This is a genomic window from Aequorivita sinensis (genome assembly GCF_006346335.1).
Classification (GTDB): Bacteria; Bacteroidota; Bacteroidia; order Flavobacteriales; family Flavobacteriaceae; genus Aequorivita; species Aequorivita sinensis.
In genome coordinates this window covers 387,477-403,731 of sequence record NZ_VDMC01000002.1, presented here as the reverse complement: position 1 = coordinate 403,731, position 16,255 = coordinate 387,477, and the positions used below count along the sequence as shown (strand labels likewise).

The window sequence follows — 16,255 nt, the reverse complement described above, 5'->3', positions numbered from 1 at the left end:
CCTAAAATTATAAATTCAAAGATAAAAAACGGAACTTAATAACAACTAGATTACTAGCTTAAAACCATTTATTTTTCCTTTAGTTGTTTAGGGGTCTTCTTTTTCGTTTTTTTAATGTAAAATTTAAAAGTTGTTCCTTTTCCTTTTTCTGAGGTAACCTCGATATCACCCCCTAATTTATTCACTAACTTTTTAACCGTAGAAAGGCCAATCCCGTTCCCTTTTTTTCCATAACGGTCTAATTCGCCCACAGTTTCAAAAAGGTTGAAAATGCTTTTGAGCTTTTCTTTTTCAATCCCTACACCATTATCGGTGATTGTAAAATAGTAATAGCCTCTTTCTTTCCAACAATTGATATCTATTACTATTGTTTCTTTATCGTTATATTTTAGACTATTGGTGATTAAATTTAATGTAATCTGTTCTAAGGCAGCTCTATTGGCCTTCATCTCGATATTTTCTTCAGGAAGATTTATTTCACAGTCATAATTAATATTAAGAAGTTCGATAATATCTTCTAAAAGATCGTGACTGTCAAAAACTTCTTCAATTAGGGAAGCTGTTTTGTCACTCTCGTAATGTTCAAGCATTCCTGTGATGTATTCACTTAAAGTAAAAGAAGATTGCTTTATATATTCCAAATATTGCTTGCCTTGGTCGTCGAGGTATTGACCGTATTTACTGCGAAGCATATCCGAAGTGATTATCATATTGGCGAGTGGCATTTTCATGTCGTGAGAAACCATTCCTGCGAAGTTTTTAAGTTCTTCGTTTTTCTCCTTCAATTCATTTTGAATAACCATCAATTCTCTATTTCGCTTTTTGGCTTCAAAGAGATTAACCACCTGAAACGCTAAAGCGATTAGCGCCTTTTTCTGTTTGGAAGTAAGTTTACGAGGTTTAGTGTCGAAAACGCACAAAGTACCTAAAGGATACCCATCGGAGTTTATTAGCCGAACGCCAGCATAAAAAATAGCATTCATTTCGGTAACAAGCGGATTATCTACAAATCGAGGGTCTTTTCTAGCGTCTTCAACTATAAAAATACTAGACTCATCTAATATGGCGTGGCCACAAAAAGAGGTGCTTCTTGGGCTCTCATTAAAGGGAATCCCGTAATGCGATTTCAAAAAATTTCTGTCGGATTCTACTAAAGTAACCAAGGAAATAGGCACATCACAAACAGTAGCAGTAACTAATGTAAGGTTGTCAAAGTCTCTTTCAGGTAAGGTGTCTAATAAGTCATAAGACCGCACTGCTTCAAGACGTTGTTCTTCATCAATAGGAATTCGAGGTTCTATCAAGACTTTGTGTACTTTGTTAAAAACATCAAATAAATGACATTTTTTAATTAAACGTAAATATACAATTTTTCACATTAAAAAATCAAGAAAAAACAAGGCTTAGCAAAGGGGTAAATTGCTTGTCAAAATTGTTCAAAAACTCCAAGTCCAAATAACGCGAAATCGTATTTAACGGGATCTTTTGGGTCTAACTTTCTAAGGGAAGCATCAAGTTCGGCCAATGCTTTACCGTCGTTTTGTTTTCGTTTTAAAAGCTTTAATTTCCTTGCTACATTGCCACTGTGCACATCTAGCGGACAAGAAAGTTGGGAAGGGGAGATGCTATTCCAAATTCCAAAATCTACACCAGCATGGTCATTTCTTACCATCCAACGTAAGAACATATTTATTCGTTTGGCGGCAGAATTTTTTAAAGGGTCGCTAACGTGCTTTTGCGTACGAGGAAGATGTGGAAGTTCGAAAAATACTTTCTTGAACTGATGTATAGCAGTTTGTACAGAATCTTCTTCGGAATATTTTGCAAAAACACGCTCCAATCCGCCGTGGTTGTTATAAATGTTTTGAAGTGATTTTAAAAAGTAGAACAAATCGTCGCTATTAAAAGTGCGATGTACAAATCCATCAAGCTTTTCTGAATCGTCTTCATTTAGATTCATTATGAAGTCGTAAGGCGAATTGCCCATTATATCCATTAAACGATGCCCGTTATTAATGATGCTCTTTCTGTTTCCCCAAGCTATAGTAGCAACTAAAAACCCTGCAATTTCAATATCTTCTTTTAACGTAAATAAATGCGGAATTTGTATGGGGTCACTTTCAATAAAATCTGGGTTATTGTAGAGAATAACTTTTTCGTCGAGAAATTCTTTAAGCTGCGCCTTATTCATTGATATACTTTATTGCGTATAATTTTAAGTAAGTATTACTCCGTCTTGCATTACCAATTTTCTATCGGCCATATTAGCAAGCTCTTCGTTATGAGTAACAATTACAAATGTCTGTCCAAATTCATCTCTTAATTTAAAGAATAAGTTGTGAAGGTTTTCTGCGCTTTCGGTATCTAAATTTCCACTAGGTTCATCTGCTAAAATTATAGCAGGATTATTTATTAAAGCTCTTGCTACCGCTACACGTTGTTGTTCTCCACCAGAAAGTTCATTCGGCTTGTGATCTTCACGGTGCGAAAGCCCTAAGAATGAAAGTAATTCTTTAGCTCTTTTTATTGCCTCAGCTTTAGGTGTGTTTTTTATAAAGGCAGGAATACATACATTTTCTATAGCGGTAAACTCAGGAAGTAACTGATGAAATTGAAAGATAAACCCTAAATTTTCATTGCGAAACTTAGCTAATTTTTTCCCAGAAAGTGAACCTATATCCACACCGTTTATATCTAATTTACTTTGTGATTTATCAAAAGCATCTAAAGTACCTAAAATCTGTAATAATGTAGTTTTACCTGCACCTGAAGCACCTACAATTGATACAATTTCACTTTTTTTAATATGAAGATTAACTCCTTTTAAAACGTGTAAATTGTCGTAGTATTTATGAATGTTTTGAGCTTTAATCATCGCAAAATTTTAAAATGTGAAAGTACTATTTATGACGCTATAATACAATCTCATTGGGAATATTGTTTTTATTCGGACATATGTGTTTATTTTTGATTTTCAATAATTAAACATATAATAAATGGCCACCTATAGATATTTTGAAGAATATGATCAACCTGTAACCGAAGATTTGATTGAGGATTACAGTAAAATTTTAACTTCAATAGGAGAAGATGTTAACCGTGAAGGAATTGTAAAAACCCCTGAACGCGCTGCAAAAGCAATTCAGTTTTTAACGTCGGGTAACCATCAAGATCCTGCTGAAATTTTAAAAAGTGCAATGTTTGCAGAATCATATCACGATATGGTAATAATAAAGGATATTGAACTTTATTCTTTATGTGAACATCATATTCTGCCTTTTTTCGGGAAAGCACATATAGCTTACATTCCTGATGGACATATTGTCGGCTTGAGTAAAATTCCAAGAGTGGTAGATGTTTTTGCACGAAGACTTCAAGTTCAGGAGAGGTTAACTCATGATATCTTAGAATGTATCAACAACACCTTAAAACCTAAAGGAGTTGCTGTGGTTATTGAAGCCTCACACATGTGTATGATGATGAGAGGAGTACAAAAGCAGAATAGTGTAACTACTACTTCTGGTTTTAGAGGCCAATTTGAAGCTATTGAAACTCGAAACGAATTCCTTAAACTGATAAGTCACGATCTTTCATAAAGTAATTAAAAGGTTAACTAGCTTATAAAGAAGTATTTTGGCGTTTGAGTAATATTTTGGAATGTTTTTTGTTTTAGATATAGAAACAAAAATTACTTATAATGAAAGACGAAAAATATAAACTTCTCCGCCAAGGAATACTTTATGATTTAATAGGGATGTCAACCATGGCTATTCCTGTGGTAGGTCCATTTTTGGATATGATCTGGGCACCGTTGGCTGCCAAGCAAATGTCTAAAATGTATAAAGGTAATGAAGGTAAATTAGCTTCTGTTGTTGTGTTCTTGGAAGAAATTCTACCATTTACCGATATAGTTCCAACATTTACACTTATGTGGTTGTATACTTTTGTATGGAAAAAGCAACCAGCACCACAAACTATCGAAATTAGAGTTGATGAATAATTAATGTAGTTAGAGCGCAGTTGAAATTATACATTTCATAGCTATTGCGCTCTAACTACATCTTTTTAAATTCTATATTTCTACTTTCAGTTTTATATTCACACTTCTTCCTATATCTAAAATTCCGTCTGGCTTAAATCTAGATAGGTGCGAAACGTACTCTTTGTCGGTTAAATTTGTACCGTTTACAGCCAATTTTAGCATGACATTATTGAGTTTAAAACTACTCTCAATACCAGCACTTAATAGTGAATATCCACCAGTTCTTGTTTCAAAATCTCCTGTGTTTTTCTGGTCTAAAGTATTTTTTAGCGTTATAAACACCGAACTTGATTTTCTAGATTTTCCATCTTGAAATTCTACTCTAAAGGTATTTCGAAGTGAATTTGCCGGAATGAGTGGTAGGTAATTATCATTCTTTAATTTCCCTGTTACGGTCTCAAAGCTGCTCTCAAAGTGAAGCCAATCTAATGGATGTGGGTGCAAGTGAAATCCGAATTCTCCACCATATAACGAGGCGTTATCTTGTAAGTAGTCGTAAACAGGAGTGTCATCAATAACTTCATCTGTAGGAGAAATAAAGATATAATCGTTTACAGCATTGTAGAATCCATTTGCAAAAATTTCGATGTGCTCATTTCTATATTCTATGGCAAGGTCTGTTTGAAAGTTTTGTTCACTGTTTAAATTGTGATTTCCTCTTTCAAATCTATTTGTCCCTTCATGTACACCGTTTGACGTTAATTCGGCTAAGTTTGGCGCGCGGAATCCACTAGCAAGGTTTAACCGAGCTGAAATTTTTTCGAATAAATTTATCTTCGCCCCAAGTGCCGCAGCGAAACTATTGAAATTTTTATCTAAAGCAGGAATGAAATCTTCTTCTAAAGGATTTCGCGCAGCTTCACTGTCAATTTTTCTTGAATCAAATCGAATTCCAGCTTGTATGTCAATTTGGTCTAAGTGAAAGTGAGTTGTAGCGAAAACACCGATATCAGTAGTTTTTGCATCTGGAATTAAAATTTCTTCACCCTCATTTTTGTTGTTTTGAAACATCCCTTGTAAACCAACAATAGTTTCAAAGTTGCCTAATTCTGGAAGGTGGTATTTTACATCGTAATTAAATGTACTTAACTTTAATCTTAATGCCGCAGTCGATTGATCATCTTCAAACTCTCTACGGTCGTTAAACAAGTATCCTGCTTTTACATCTAAACTAGAGTTGTTGAAGAAAATAGTATTGTCTAAACTTACAATATGGTTATCTACTTCTTGAAAAGGCAATTCTAAATCTTTTGATTGTGTTTGCTCTCCGATTTCTTCAGGGATTCCGATGTTGGAACGGTTGTAGTTATATCTAACAGTAGATTTAAATTTACTCCCTAAATACTGTAATCCAGTTTTGAAATCCTTTTCGTTAAAACGAGAGTTTGTAACGCGATAATCTGCCCCTGTTTTATAATCGCTAAATGAAGAGTACGAGCCACGAGCTAAAAAGCTTAGTTTTTCACCAGAAGTTTTTACTCCTAAGTTTGTAGAAGTTCCTAAGGTATTTGAGAAATAAGTACTGTTTAAATCTCCGTGAGTTTCTCCAGATCGTGCAAATCTTTCAGGATTTAGGTATAGAACACCCCCTAAGGCATCGCTTCCGTATAAAAGTGAGGCAGGGCCTTTAATTACTTCAACACTCTCAATTCCTGCTTCATTAATTCCGAGTCCGTGCTCATCCCCGAATTGTTGGTTTTCTAAGCGAACGCCTTGTGTATAAGTAAGAACTCGATTGGAGCTCAAACCGCGAATAACGGGTTTTCCAATTCCTACACCAGTAGAAATTACATCAACTCCCGCTATGTTTTTTATGCCTTCTGCAAGAGTTACAGCCCCTGAAGCATTTAATGATTCGGTAGATACACGTTCTACTTTCATCACATTTTCACTTTGTAATTTGTGGAAAGGTGTAGAGATGATTACCTCTTCCATTTCAACAGCACTTTCTTCTAGCTGAATAGCTTTCGTAATGGTTTTACCTTTTGTAAATAGTATTTTCTTCGAGACAGTAGCATACCCCAATGCCGAATAAACTACGTTATAGTTTCCTTCAGGTATATTATTTACGATATAATTGCCATCAAAATCCGAGGTAGTCCCTTTTTCGAGTTGTGGGATATACACAGTGGCTAATAAAGGTTCGTTTGAGTTTTTTGATATAATTGTTCCAGTTAAGGAGTTTTGTGAGTTTGCTGCTGTGTATAGCATAAGAGCAGCAACAAAAAATAAAATATTTTTCATTTCTTAAAAATAGTTGGGGATAAGGTTTATTAACTGCTCCAACTATCTATACTCTAAAAAGCATAAATATTTGTCAAGAGCAGATAATAGCCTTCCTTGAATTTAAAATTGATTTAATAAAAGTGTGTAACTAGGTAATTAAGAGTGTAGAGGAGGACCTCTTAGGTAGTACGCAGCGTACTCGCCTTCAATTTTAGGAAGAATATATAAAGTTTCCGTGTTTTGGAAACTGTGAATAGTTACAACCTCAGGTAATTCTTGAGGATTAAAATTAAAGATTGAAAAGTGAAAATCAAATATCGAACAGTCTAGTTGCTTTTCGTGAATATGTGACGATACATCTGTACATACTTCGTGCTTATGACCTTCGAAACTGTGCGCAAATTGAATTGCAGCAGGAAGCATCAAAGCAATCGAGAAGATTGTTGCTGTAAGAAATTGCGTTATTTGATTCTTAAAAAAACTCATTCCTTAATTAAAAATCCGAGACCTAAGTTGCGAAGCATTTTCTTTTCAAATGTCCAAAAGAAATTAAACTGACCAAAAATCCAACCAAAGAACACTAAAAGCACTTGGTAGATAGGGAATATAATTAATATTCTAAACGGCCAATATACATACCAACCCATTTCCTTTGAAATTCCAAAAAACTCAGTGACAGGTGCAGCTAGTTTTGCGGCAGAACTTCCGGTAATGGCAAAAACTAAAAAAATTATATATAGTTGGGTGTTGGATTCAACATTCCAACGTACTTTAAGCTTTTTCAATTTCTTCCTCCTATAAATTTCTGATTGTATTTCTGCTGAAAATAAACGAAGTAGTTATACAGTAAATAGTTTACTTCATACCCATAATCTACTGCTGTATCGTAATTTATTTGTTCAGTGTATAGATTTCTAGAATAATTTTGAGGTTGTAAAACGCGACTGTTATATTCTGAAACAAAAAGTCTGTTTTTTGATTCTAAAAAAGATTGTCCGTAATGCCCTGGTTTTGGTTGTGAAATAAGCCAAGAGTCGAAACCAGGCTCAATAATCATTATTTCGTATTCCAAACTATCGTTAGCAATACGTATTGTATCACTCTCAGTAGTATCCGTAGAAGAGTTGTCAATTGCTTTGTTTCCAGTTCCACAACTTAAAATTGCGAGCGAAAAAGCAAATATGAGTAATAGGTTTTTCATAGAATTATGATTTTTGCAAAGTTAATCATTGTAAAACAAAGCTAAAGGGATTTAACTATGATTTAAAAAAAATACCGTAACTTATTAGAAAGCACGGTATTTTTAATAGTTATAAAATCTAATTTATTTTCCGAAGAAACCACCTAAAATATTGCCTAAGCCCCCTTTTTTCTGACTTCCACCACCAAGAACCATTCCTGCAATATCATCAATAACACTTCCGTCGTTATTTCCATCGAGTAACGATTCTATCATAGATTGTTGTTGAGATTGTCCACTTCCGCCGCCCATTAGGCCACCTAGTAAGTCTCCAATTCCAGAATTTGAATTTACATTTTGTTGCTGCTTTTGCTTTCCTAAATAACCTAATAAAATAGGTGCTGCAACCTGTAAAATTTGCATCACAGAACTGGAATCTAAACCTGATTTTTGTGATAAAGCGTGTACGGCAGTGTCTTTAGACCCTCCTAATACATGGCCTAAAATTCCGTCGCCATCTTTTTTTACTTCTTCATTTACACCACCGCTAAATAGACTTCCTAAATTATCTAGAATACTTCCGTCGTGCTTGTTGTTTAAAGCATTCATTAAACTTGCTGCACCGCCTTCGGTATTTGCATTGCGTTTCATAGCACCCATTAGTATTGGCATTGCCATTGCAACTACCGATGCTGTTTTATCTTCTGGTTGGTGTGTTTCTTTACTAATGCCTCCTACAATTTGTTTTCCGAGGTCACTATTCAATAAATCTAAAATTCCTGACATGATCTTTTTTTAAAATTTGGTTATTTACAAATGATTAATTCAAGTAAAGTTAAGTAAAAATAGACTGGTATTATAAAAACAGAGCTTACTTCATTGATTTTTAAGTGATGTTTAACTTATTTCTTCAATATCGAAATAATTCGATTTGCGAGCTCTATTCCAATTCTATCTTGCGCTTCATTTGTAGCCGCACCAATATGTGGGGTAAGTGAAATTTTTTCGTTCATAAGAACTTTAATTGAAGGAGTAGGTTCGTTTTCAAAAACATCTAAAGCTGCGAAGGATACTTTATCATCTTCTAAAGCGTCTAAAAGGGCGTTTTCATCAAGTATCCCTCCACGTGAAGCATTTATAATTCCTACACCATCTTTCATTTTTGCTATTTCATTCTTCCCGATTAAATATTCTGATTGAGAAGGTACGTGTAAGCTGATGAAATCACTGTTTTTTAATAATTTATCAATTGGAGCGGTTTTAATTTTTAGGGTTACTTCTTGACCGTCGTAAAATTCTAAAGTTATATCGGCTTCTCCAACTTCATAATCGCTTGCAATAACTTTCATCCCACACCCTAAAGCTATTTTTGCAACCTGACGACCAATCCTTCCAAAACCAATAATACCAAGGGTTTTGTTGCGCAGTTCTCTCCCTCCTGCATAATTCTTTTTCATTTCTTTAAACCTGCTGTCGCCGTCTAAAGGCATGTTTCTATTAGAGTCGTGTAGATACCTTACTCCTCCAAATAGATGGGCAAAAACAAGTTCGGCAACAGAGCCAGATGATGCTTCTGGAGTGTTTATTACATCTAGACCGTTTTTAAGAGCATAATCAACATCAATATTATCCATGCCCACACCACCGCGACCTATAATTTTTAGAGACGGGCAATTGTCTATTAAATTCTTTCTTACCTTAGTTGCACTTCGAACTAAAAGCACGTCAATTTTATGTTCATTAATGTAGTTTTGGAGCTGTTCTTGAGCTACGTGTACTTTTAAGACTTCAAAACCTTCTGCTTCTAAAATTTTTATTCCGCTTTGTGATATTCCGTCGTTCGCTAATATTTTCATTTAAATATTTTACTGAGTTTATAATCGTTAATTCCTCTGTTCGCTCTAGAATTAGGCGCGCTTTTCAAAATCCTTCATTACCTCGACCAATAGCTCTACGCTTTCTAATGGCATGGCGTTGTACATGGATGCGCGATACCCCCCAACACTTCGATGTCCGTTAATACCGCTTATTCCAGCTTCTTGAATTAGGCTATCAAAGGAGTCTTTTAATTCTGGTTTCTTAATATTAAAAGTGGCATTCATTTTAGAGCGATCTTCCTTGTTGACCACAAACCCATCAAATAAAGGATTTCGATCTATTTCTTGATAAAGGATTTTAGCTTTTTGATTATTCACTTTCTCAATTGCCGAAATGCCTCCTAAATCTTTTAACCACTGTAGCGTTAACATTGATACATAAACTGGAAAAACAGCAGGGGTGTTAAACATACTGTCTTTTTCAATATGCATTTTGTAGTTAAGCATTGATGGTATAGCTCGAGAAACTTTACCTAGAATGTCTTCCTTTATAACAACCAAAGTAGTTCCTGAAGGCCCCATATTTTTTTGGGCTCCCGCATAGATTAAACTAAATTTTGAAAAATCTAACTGACGAGAAAAGATATCACTACTCATATCGCATACTAAAGGCGCATTAGTTTCGGGGAAACTTTGCAATTGTGTACCAAAGATGGTGTTGTTACTTGTACAGTGAAAATAATCTACATCTGAAGGTATGCTGTAGTTTTTCGGGATAAAATTGAAATTCTCATTTTTTGAACTAGCTACTTCAACTACTTCTCCTAAAACCTTTGCCTCTTTTATAGCTTTATCACTCCAAGTTCCTGTATTTAAGTAAGCAGCTTTGTTTTCTAAGAGATTGTATGCCGTCATTAGAAACTGAAGACTTGCACCACCGTGTAGAAATAAGGCTTTATATCCCTTTTCTTGTAGTCCGAGGTGTTCTAAGGCTAGATTTCGGGCGGTTTCCATAACTTCCACAAAATCTTTACTCCTATGCGATATTTCTAATATTGAAAGACCTAAATCATTAAAATTTAAGACAGCTTCAGAAGCTTTTTGAAAAACGGGTTGTGGTAAAATACACGGACCTGCACTAAAGTTATGTTTCTTCATTTAATTAGTAAATTTGAGATAGTAAATATAGGGTTGTAAAACATTCAAAATAAATCTATTAATGTGTTTTGCCTAAACTACATTTACTAAAAGCTTATAATGCAAAAGTGCAAAATACAACCCTAAAAATGTTGTATCTACTTGAAATTTATTCAGATAATTTCAATAAAAAATCGATTGTATCCACACCATCTGCATAATCCCATAATTCAGGATTTTGAGCCTTTCCAAATGGAATTTCGTTTGGTAATCCTGCTTTAGTAACCACGCATTGAATATTATCTGCTTCAGTTTCTAGTATTTTTTTCACAGCGTACTTTGAAGTGTATTTTTCAAAGAAAAGTACTGAGATAGGAGAGGAGAAGCCTGAATCTTCTTTTAATAACATAAACTCATTGTCCAGCAGTGGAAAGCTGTCCATTAAATAAACAGCTTTGTTGTAGTCGTAATTATTTATGTATTTGTGATTATGGATTATTTCTTTCCAGCTATACATTCCTTTAAAAAATGGCTCGAAATCATAGTCTTCTGGAATGTATATTTTTGAAACATTCCGGCAACCAAGTCCGAAATATCTAAATACATCATCAGCGAGGTTCTTTAGATCTTCTTCTGTTTCTTCTCCAGTTAATACAGCAACTGAATTTCTGTTTTTACGAATAATATTAGGATACTTTCCGAAGTAGTAATCAAAATACCTAGCGGTGTTATTGCTTCCTGTTGCGATTACAGCATCAAATGTCGTTAATCGTTCGTCAGTAAATTCAATATAATTTTTAAATCTAGGTTCGATTGAAATTAAAATTTGCCCAATGAAAGGCAGAAGCGTTTTGTCGTTTGATGAAAGTTTAGCTAATGCTTTATTTCCTGTAATTAATACTGAAAGGAAATCGTGAAACCCTACAAGTGGAACATTTCCAGCCATAATAATAGCAACGGTTTTTGGTTCCACCGATTCTATTTTATAATTAGAAATCCATTGTTGTAAGTTTTCTTCGGAAAGAGCATTGCCCCAACTATTAAGTGCAAAGTGTATATTTTCCTGAGTAAACCAACCGTTTTCGGCTTCAGCTCTTTTTAGAATACTTTCAATATTAAGGTTGTTTATTTCTGGACGCTCTTGTGTAGATTCAATGTTTATTTCTCTAAGAAACTTACCTAAAGCTGTAAAAGCGTTAATTCTATCTTTTAATTGCATACTTAGTTTGGAGTTGCCCTTAATAGGCGTTAAATTTGCACAAAGTTAAAAAAAGTAAATACCATGGCAATTATAATAACAGATGAATGTATAAACTGCGGTGCGTGCGAACCAGAATGCCCTAATACAGCTATTTACGAAGGAGCAGACGATTGGCGTTATGCCGATGGTACTGATCTAGATGGTGATGTAGTACTGCCAAACGGTAAACAGGTTAATGCAAATGAAACCCAAGAACCAGTTAGCGACGAGATATATTACATAGTTCCAGATAAATGTACCGAATGTAAAGGTTTCCACGATGAGCCGCAATGTGCTGCTGTTTGTCCTGTAGATTGCTGTATTCCTGACGACGATCACGTAGAAAGTGAAGAGGAACTATTGGCAAAACAAGCGTTTATGCATAAAGAGTAAAATTTCTTGATTCTAAATGAAAAAGCAACCCAATAGGTTGCTTTTTTTGTTTATTTAAAATTGTGTTCTTCCAGATAAATTAGAATTGAGATAATCTATATAAAGAAAAATGCCCTTTAAATTATGTTTTAAAGGGCATTTTTTAGAATTGAGGAGTTATATTCTATTTATCCTGTTGTTGGATATTTACTGAATTACTCTTCATTGGCTTTATACCACCAGTTTCATTTAATCGATAGATTACAGAAACTACCGCATCTTTATCGGTATCGTATTTCTCTACAACAAAATCACCATCATCATTAAAATATCCGAAAGATGATTTCCCGTTTTGAGACATGATGTAGTATCCATTCTTTGAAGTAGGCTTGATAATAGCATACTCTTCGTGAGTTGCATTGTCTTTAACAGTCATCATTCTGTAACCATCCTTATCTCGCTGATTTATGAATTTAAATCTATTTCCTTCATAACCGTAATTAACTTCAGTGTTAATTGTTGCAGGTTGAACTACCATTTCTTGATTCGTTCTATTGGCATCTTTTTCAGATAATGAAATTGCCTGCTTTTGAGTTTTAGTTACAGCTTTAGTTGAAACATCTACACCTTTTTCGCTTTTAACTGCGGTTTTAGTAGTAATAGTTTCCTGTTTTTTGTTCTTATTGTCTTGAGCAAAAACTGTAGTAAATGCTGCTAACGCTATAATTGTTAATACTTTTTTCATAATGGTTGTTTGTTATTTGTATTGATTTATTCAAAAGTACAATCATAAAATGTTAAAAAAACCTAAAACATTGATAATCATTTCACAATCTTGACGAAAACCGACTTTTGGGAATACTATTTTAAACTATCCTTACCATGAGTACCATAAATTGGAAATTATATAAGTTGTTTTATAAGGTGCTGCCTAATTACTTTTTTTTAGCTTAGACATTCTTTTTGGTCTTGCTTCAAGTTTAGCTCTTCTTTCGGCTAATTCCTTTTCTTTTTGTAATTGAATTTGTTCCAATTCTTTTCTCTTTTGTGCAGCTAACTCTTTCTGTTGTCTAATAGAAGCTTCTAGCTTTTCCTCTTGTTTTCTTTTATTCTCAAGGATTAGCAATTCATTTTTCTCGTCGGTACTCAATTCATCTGTAAGTAATTTATTGTCGCGATTTTTTTTACTTTCAATTCTAAACTCCTGATTAGTTTGATTGTCGTCACTCACAATTACGGCGCCGCTTTCAGTATCCGTTTCTTTAACTTCTTTTACTTCAACTTCACTTCCTTTTTTAGTAACTACACGTTTAATTGTTGACTCCTGTTTTACTGTCTTGTTTTCTTGAGCTTGAACTCCAGCAAGTGTTAGAATGGCTAAAGCAAGACTCATTACTGCGTTTTTCATAGTATTGGTATTAAAGGTTATTGAGTAAAATTAAATGAATAGTTGCTGATATAGGCTATAAGTTTAGTGAAATAAAACATAAACTTTTTTTAAAAACCATTTGAAATCAATTATTGAAAGTCTGCTTTGAAGATGTATATTTGCACCTTCGTAAATCAAAATTGAATTTTTCTTGATTTACCCTAAAAAAATATAATAAATGAAAGCAGGTATCGTAGGATTGCCAAATGTTGGAAAATCCACTCTATTTAATTGTTTGTCTAATGCCAAGGCGCAAAGTGCGAATTTTCCATTCTGTACAATTGAACCAAATATTGGAGTAGTAAATGTACCGGATAAACGGTTATTGAAACTTGAAGAATTGGTAAAACCAGAACGTGTGCTTCCAGCAACTGTTGAAATAGTTGATATTGCAGGACTGGTAAAAGGAGCGAGTAAAGGGGAAGGATTAGGAAACCAGTTTTTGAGTAACATTAGAGAAACCGATGCTATTCTTCACGTTTTACGTTGCTTTGATAATGATAATATTGTGCACGTTGACGGTAATGTAAACCCTATCCGTGATAAGGAAACTATCGATATCGAACTTCAATTAAAAGATTTAGAGACTGTAGATAAAAAACTTGAAAAAGTAAAACGTGCAGCTCGTACTGGAAATAAAGAAGCTCAAAAAGAAGAGGCAGCTTTATTAAAAGTAAAAGCAGGTTTGGAAGCCGGTATATCTGTTCGTGCTATCGATTTAACTGAAGACGAAAGAGAAGAATATATTAAGGGCTCTCAATTTATTACAGACAAACCAGTAATGTATGTGTGTAATGTTGATGAAGACTCTGCAGTAAATGGAAATGCTTATGTTGAACAAGTTCGTGAAGCTGTAAAAAATGAAAACGCAGAAGTGTTAGTTTTAGCAGTTGGTACTGAAGCCGATATTACCGAATTAGATTCTTTTGAAGAGCGTCAAATGTTCCTAGAAGATTTAGGTCTTGATGAAGCAGGTTCAGCAAAACTAATTAGAAGCGCTTATAAACTATTAAACCTTCAGACGTATTTCACTGCAGGTGTAAAGGAAGTTCGTGCTTGGACTATTCCTGTTGGGGCAACAGCACCACAAGCTGCGGGAGTAATCCATACAGATTTTGAAAAAGGATTTATTAGAGCTGAAGTTATTAAGTATGAAGACTTCGTAGCATACGGTAGTGAGGCCAAAGTAAAAGAAGCTGGAAAGATGGGCGTAGAAGGGAAGGAATATATCGTTAAAGATGGCGATATTATGCACTTCCGATTTAATGTTTAAAACTGAAAATGATTTAAGCAGTGAGTTGAATTTATCTCATCTATTTGCTTAAGAATCAAAATATAGATGGATTTATTTCTTGAAGAAACTATTCGTATAAACGGAGTTTTTTCTGAAGTAAATCCATTTCTTTTTCCATCTTATCCATTCGATTAAGCATTCGTCTTATAACGTCAAGTCCTTCAAAATTTATCCCCAAATCGTTGTGCAATCTAAACATACGTTCGATTTCTGAAATATCGTTCTCATCTATAAAAAGGTCATTTTGCTTTTCTTCAAATACAATCAAACCGTATTCGTGAAGTCTATTAATAAAAGTGTCTTCAATATTTGAGTGTTTGCAGTATTGTTCCACTAGTATGTATTTTTCTCGTGCCATTATCTCAGTTTTGAAAGTTCGGTAAACAGTTCTTTTTCTTTTGCTGATAGGTTTTTAGGAAGTTCTACCTTATATGTTATGTATAGATCTCCAAATTGTCCGTCCTTTTTGTATTTAGGAAGTCCTTTCCCTGTGAGTTTTACTTTAGTATCGTTTTGAGTTTCGGGCTTAACATTCAATTTTACTTTTCCACTTAATGTTTCTATGGTTATTTCACCGCCTAGAAGCGCAGTGTACAACGAAATGTTTTCGGTGGCATAAATGTCGCTTTCGAGTCTTTTAAATCGGGTGTTATTGAATATCTCGAAGGTGATGTATAGGTCACCTTTAGGACCTCCATTCATTCCCTCACCGCCATAACCTCTAATTTTAATTGTTTGTCCGTCTTCAACTCCTGCAGGGATTGTAAGTCTAATTTTTTTATCTCCTACACTTATGGTTTGTTTTTGATCTTGAAGAATATCGGTTAAATTTAATCGCAGTGTAGCATTCAAATCTTGACCTTTAAATTGAGCTGTTCGTCTGCGTCCACCGCCACTAAATCCACCGCCGCCAAACATCGATTCAAAAAAGTCTGAAAACTGACTCTCATCAAACCCTTGTCCGCCACTAGTATAAGTTCTCTGATTGCTATATCCCTGTGAACCTTGTTGTTGTCTAGCTTTTTCATAGGAATCAGCGTGTTGCCAATCTTTTCCATATTGATCGTATTTTTTGCGCTTTTCAGGATCGCTCAACACTTCATTGGCTTCGTTTATTTGCTTAAACTTTTGCTCGGCCGACTTGTCGTTTGGGTTTAAATCAGGATGATGTTTTCGAGCGAGTTTTCGATATGCTTTTTTAATATCGGCTTCACTAGCACTTTTTGTGAGCCCAAGAATTTTGTAGTAATCTATAAATTCCATTTGTGTTATTAGATTAGGCCTATGAAGTTATAAAAATAAATGCTAGCAATCAACATAGCCCCGAATTCTTTACAAAAGTTTAGCAGTCTGTAAAAGTTTTCGATTAGGAAAAAATATGTTATTGTTTTTAATTAAAATAAGTGTTATGTTATTCAGAAGTATAAAATATATTTGCGCATTAGTGGCTAAAAACTAATTACTAACAATAATATACATTTTATTGTTAATTACTTTCCGAAGTATTGGTTTCACAAG

The 16,255-nt window shown here is 34.2% G+C and carries 19 protein-coding genes; 4 read left to right on the top strand and 15 right to left on the bottom strand.

The features are described 5' to 3' along the window. Nucleotides 1-68: 68 nt before the first annotated feature. From FHP04_RS04805 to FHP04_RS04795, 3 genes are all read right to left on the bottom strand, one after another. Nucleotides 69-1,304 carry a sensor histidine kinase gene (locus FHP04_RS04805; protein WP_139854849.1) on the bottom strand — a complete coding sequence of 412 codons (1,236 nt, stop codon included), beginning with the start codon at nt 1,302-1,304 and terminating at the stop codon, nt 69-71. 122 nt (nt 1,305-1,426) lie between these two features. Then, entirely contained in the window at nt 1,427-2,191 is a 765-nt protein-coding gene (locus FHP04_RS04800; protein ID WP_139854848.1) for a TIGR02757 family protein, read from the bottom strand. A gap of 24 nt (nt 2,192-2,215) precedes the next feature. Continuing rightward, entirely contained in the window at nt 2,216-2,875 is a 660-nt protein-coding gene (locus FHP04_RS04795) for an ABC transporter ATP-binding protein (RefSeq protein ID WP_139854847.1), read from the bottom strand. Between the two features lie 121 nt (nt 2,876-2,996). Between FHP04_RS04795 and folE the strand changes: the two genes are divergently transcribed. Further along, nucleotides 2,997-3,596: a GTP cyclohydrolase I FolE gene (gene folE / locus FHP04_RS04790; protein ID WP_139854846.1), complete on the top strand. Its 600-nt coding sequence runs from the start codon at nt 2,997-2,999 to the stop codon at nt 3,594-3,596. Between the two features lie 101 nt (nt 3,597-3,697). Continuing rightward, the gene (locus FHP04_RS04785) at nt 3,698-4,000 is read left to right on the top strand and encodes a hypothetical protein (RefSeq protein WP_139854845.1); all 303 of its coding nucleotides are present in this window, start codon (nt 3,698-3,700) and stop codon (nt 3,998-4,000) included. A 72-nt stretch (nt 4,001-4,072) separates the two neighbouring features. On the opposite strand, the gene FHP04_RS04780 is transcribed toward FHP04_RS04785, so the two are convergent. From FHP04_RS04780 to FHP04_RS04745, 8 genes are all read right to left on the bottom strand, one after another. Beyond that, nucleotides 4,073-6,286 carry a TonB-dependent receptor gene (locus tag FHP04_RS04780; RefSeq protein ID WP_139854844.1) on the bottom strand — a complete coding sequence of 738 codons (2,214 nt, stop codon included), beginning with the start codon at nt 6,284-6,286 and terminating at the stop codon, nt 4,073-4,075. 138 nt (nt 6,287-6,424) lie between these two features. Further along, nucleotides 6,425-6,754, bottom strand: coding sequence for a hypothetical protein (locus FHP04_RS04775; protein ID WP_139854843.1), 330 nt, complete (start codon nt 6,752-6,754; stop codon nt 6,425-6,427). Continuing rightward, on the bottom strand, nt 6,751-7,053 hold the full coding sequence (locus FHP04_RS04770; RefSeq protein WP_139854842.1) for a DUF6787 family protein: 303 nt from the start codon (nt 7,051-7,053) through the stop codon (nt 6,751-6,753). The genes FHP04_RS04775 and FHP04_RS04770 overlap by 4 nt, the downstream gene beginning before the upstream one ends. Next, a complete protein-coding gene (locus FHP04_RS04765; RefSeq protein ID WP_139854841.1) occupies nt 7,050-7,469 on the bottom strand; it encodes a DUF6146 family protein in 420 nt (139 codons plus the stop codon). Before FHP04_RS04765 ends, FHP04_RS04770 begins: the two co-directional genes overlap by 4 nt. Before the next feature lie 123 nt (nt 7,470-7,592). Then, nucleotides 7,593-8,234, bottom strand: a complete 642-nt coding sequence (locus tag FHP04_RS04760) for a DUF937 domain-containing protein (protein ID WP_139854840.1) — start codon at nt 8,232-8,234, stop codon at nt 7,593-7,595. Nucleotides 8,235-8,350: 116 nt separating this feature from the next. Further along, on the bottom strand, nt 8,351-9,304 hold the full coding sequence (locus FHP04_RS04755; RefSeq protein WP_139854839.1) for a D-2-hydroxyacid dehydrogenase: 954 nt from the start codon (nt 9,302-9,304) through the stop codon (nt 8,351-8,353). Nucleotides 9,305-9,355: 51 nt separating this feature from the next. Next, complete coding sequence (serC, locus tag FHP04_RS04750) at nt 9,356-10,423, bottom strand: 3-phosphoserine/phosphohydroxythreonine transaminase (RefSeq protein ID WP_139854838.1); 1,068 nt, start codon at nt 10,421-10,423, stop codon at nt 9,356-9,358. Nucleotides 10,424-10,571: 148 nt separating this feature from the next. Continuing rightward, a complete protein-coding gene (locus tag FHP04_RS04745; protein ID WP_139854837.1) occupies nt 10,572-11,621 on the bottom strand; it encodes an acyl-CoA reductase in 1,050 nt (349 codons plus the stop codon). Between the two features lie 63 nt (nt 11,622-11,684). Here FHP04_RS04745 and FHP04_RS04740 point away from each other — a divergent pair, with 63 nt between their 5' ends. Next, nucleotides 11,685-12,035, top strand: a complete 351-nt coding sequence (locus FHP04_RS04740) for a 4Fe-4S dicluster domain-containing protein (RefSeq protein ID WP_139854836.1) — start codon at nt 11,685-11,687, stop codon at nt 12,033-12,035. Between the two features lie 163 nt (nt 12,036-12,198). Here the strand turns inward: FHP04_RS04740 and FHP04_RS04735 are convergent, their stop codons facing one another. Both FHP04_RS04735 and FHP04_RS04730 read right to left on the bottom strand, forming a co-directional pair. Next, a complete protein-coding gene (locus FHP04_RS04735) occupies nt 12,199-12,759 on the bottom strand; it encodes a hypothetical protein (RefSeq protein WP_139854835.1) in 561 nt (186 codons plus the stop codon). A 186-nt stretch (nt 12,760-12,945) separates the two neighbouring features. Beyond that, nucleotides 12,946-13,422 (bottom strand): hypothetical protein, encoded by a 477-nt coding sequence (locus FHP04_RS04730; RefSeq protein WP_139854834.1) that lies wholly within the window; start codon nt 13,420-13,422, stop codon nt 12,946-12,948. A 199-nt stretch (nt 13,423-13,621) separates the two neighbouring features. On the opposite strand from FHP04_RS04730, the gene ychF reads away from it, so the two are divergent. Further along, nucleotides 13,622-14,716, top strand: coding sequence for a redox-regulated ATPase YchF (ychF, locus tag FHP04_RS04725; RefSeq protein ID WP_139854833.1), 1,095 nt, complete (start codon nt 13,622-13,624; stop codon nt 14,714-14,716). 88 nt (nt 14,717-14,804) lie between these two features. Here the strand turns inward: ychF and FHP04_RS04720 are convergent, their stop codons facing one another. Beyond that, nucleotides 14,805-15,095 carry a chaperone modulator CbpM gene (locus FHP04_RS04720; protein WP_139854832.1) on the bottom strand — a complete coding sequence of 97 codons (291 nt, stop codon included), beginning with the start codon at nt 15,093-15,095 and terminating at the stop codon, nt 14,805-14,807. Next, complete coding sequence (locus FHP04_RS04715; RefSeq protein WP_139854831.1) at nt 15,095-16,000, bottom strand: DnaJ C-terminal domain-containing protein; 906 nt, start codon at nt 15,998-16,000, stop codon at nt 15,095-15,097. The genes FHP04_RS04720 and FHP04_RS04715 overlap by 1 nt, the downstream gene beginning before the upstream one ends. Between the last annotated feature and the right edge of the window lie 255 nt (nt 16,001-16,255).

Coding starts and splice junctions, on each gene's coding strand:
- FHP04_RS04800 (WP_139854848.1), bottom strand. CDS start 2,191: ATGAATAAGGCGCAGCTTAAAGAATTTCTCGACGAAAAAGTTATTCTC.
- FHP04_RS04795 (WP_139854847.1), bottom strand. CDS start 2,875: ATGATTAAAGCTCAAAACATTCATAAATACTACGACAATTTACACGTT.
- folE (WP_139854846.1), top strand. CDS start 2,997: ATGGCCACCTATAGATATTTTGAAGAATATGATCAACCTGTAACCGAA.
- FHP04_RS04785 (WP_139854845.1), top strand. CDS start 3,698: ATGAAAGACGAAAAATATAAACTTCTCCGCCAAGGAATACTTTATGAT.
- FHP04_RS04780 (WP_139854844.1), bottom strand. CDS start 6,286: ATGAAAAATATTTTATTTTTTGTTGCTGCTCTTATGCTATACACAGCA.
- FHP04_RS04775 (WP_139854843.1), bottom strand. CDS start 6,754: ATGAGTTTTTTTAAGAATCAAATAACGCAATTTCTTACAGCAACAATC.
- FHP04_RS04765 (WP_139854841.1), bottom strand. CDS start 7,469: ATGAAAAACCTATTACTCATATTTGCTTTTTCGCTCGCAATTTTAAGT.
- FHP04_RS04760 (WP_139854840.1), bottom strand. CDS start 8,234: ATGTCAGGAATTTTAGATTTATTGAATAGTGACCTCGGAAAACAAATT.
- FHP04_RS04755 (WP_139854839.1), bottom strand. CDS start 9,304: ATGAAAATATTAGCGAACGACGGAATATCACAAAGCGGAATAAAAATT.
- serC (WP_139854838.1), bottom strand. CDS start 10,423: ATGAAGAAACATAACTTTAGTGCAGGTCCGTGTATTTTACCACAACCC.
- FHP04_RS04745 (WP_139854837.1), bottom strand. CDS start 11,621: ATGCAATTAAAAGATAGAATTAACGCTTTTACAGCTTTAGGTAAGTTT.
- FHP04_RS04740 (WP_139854836.1), top strand. CDS start 11,685: ATGGCAATTATAATAACAGATGAATGTATAAACTGCGGTGCGTGCGAA.
- FHP04_RS04735 (WP_139854835.1), bottom strand. CDS start 12,759: ATGAAAAAAGTATTAACAATTATAGCGTTAGCAGCATTTACTACAGTT.
- FHP04_RS04730 (WP_139854834.1), bottom strand. CDS start 13,422: ATGAAAAACGCAGTAATGAGTCTTGCTTTAGCCATTCTAACACTTGCT.
- ychF (WP_139854833.1), top strand. CDS start 13,622: ATGAAAGCAGGTATCGTAGGATTGCCAAATGTTGGAAAATCCACTCTA.
- FHP04_RS04720 (WP_139854832.1), bottom strand. CDS start 15,095: ATGGCACGAGAAAAATACATACTAGTGGAACAATACTGCAAACACTCA.
- FHP04_RS04715 (WP_139854831.1), bottom strand. CDS start 16,000: ATGGAATTTATAGATTACTACAAAATTCTTGGGCTCACAAAAAGTGCT.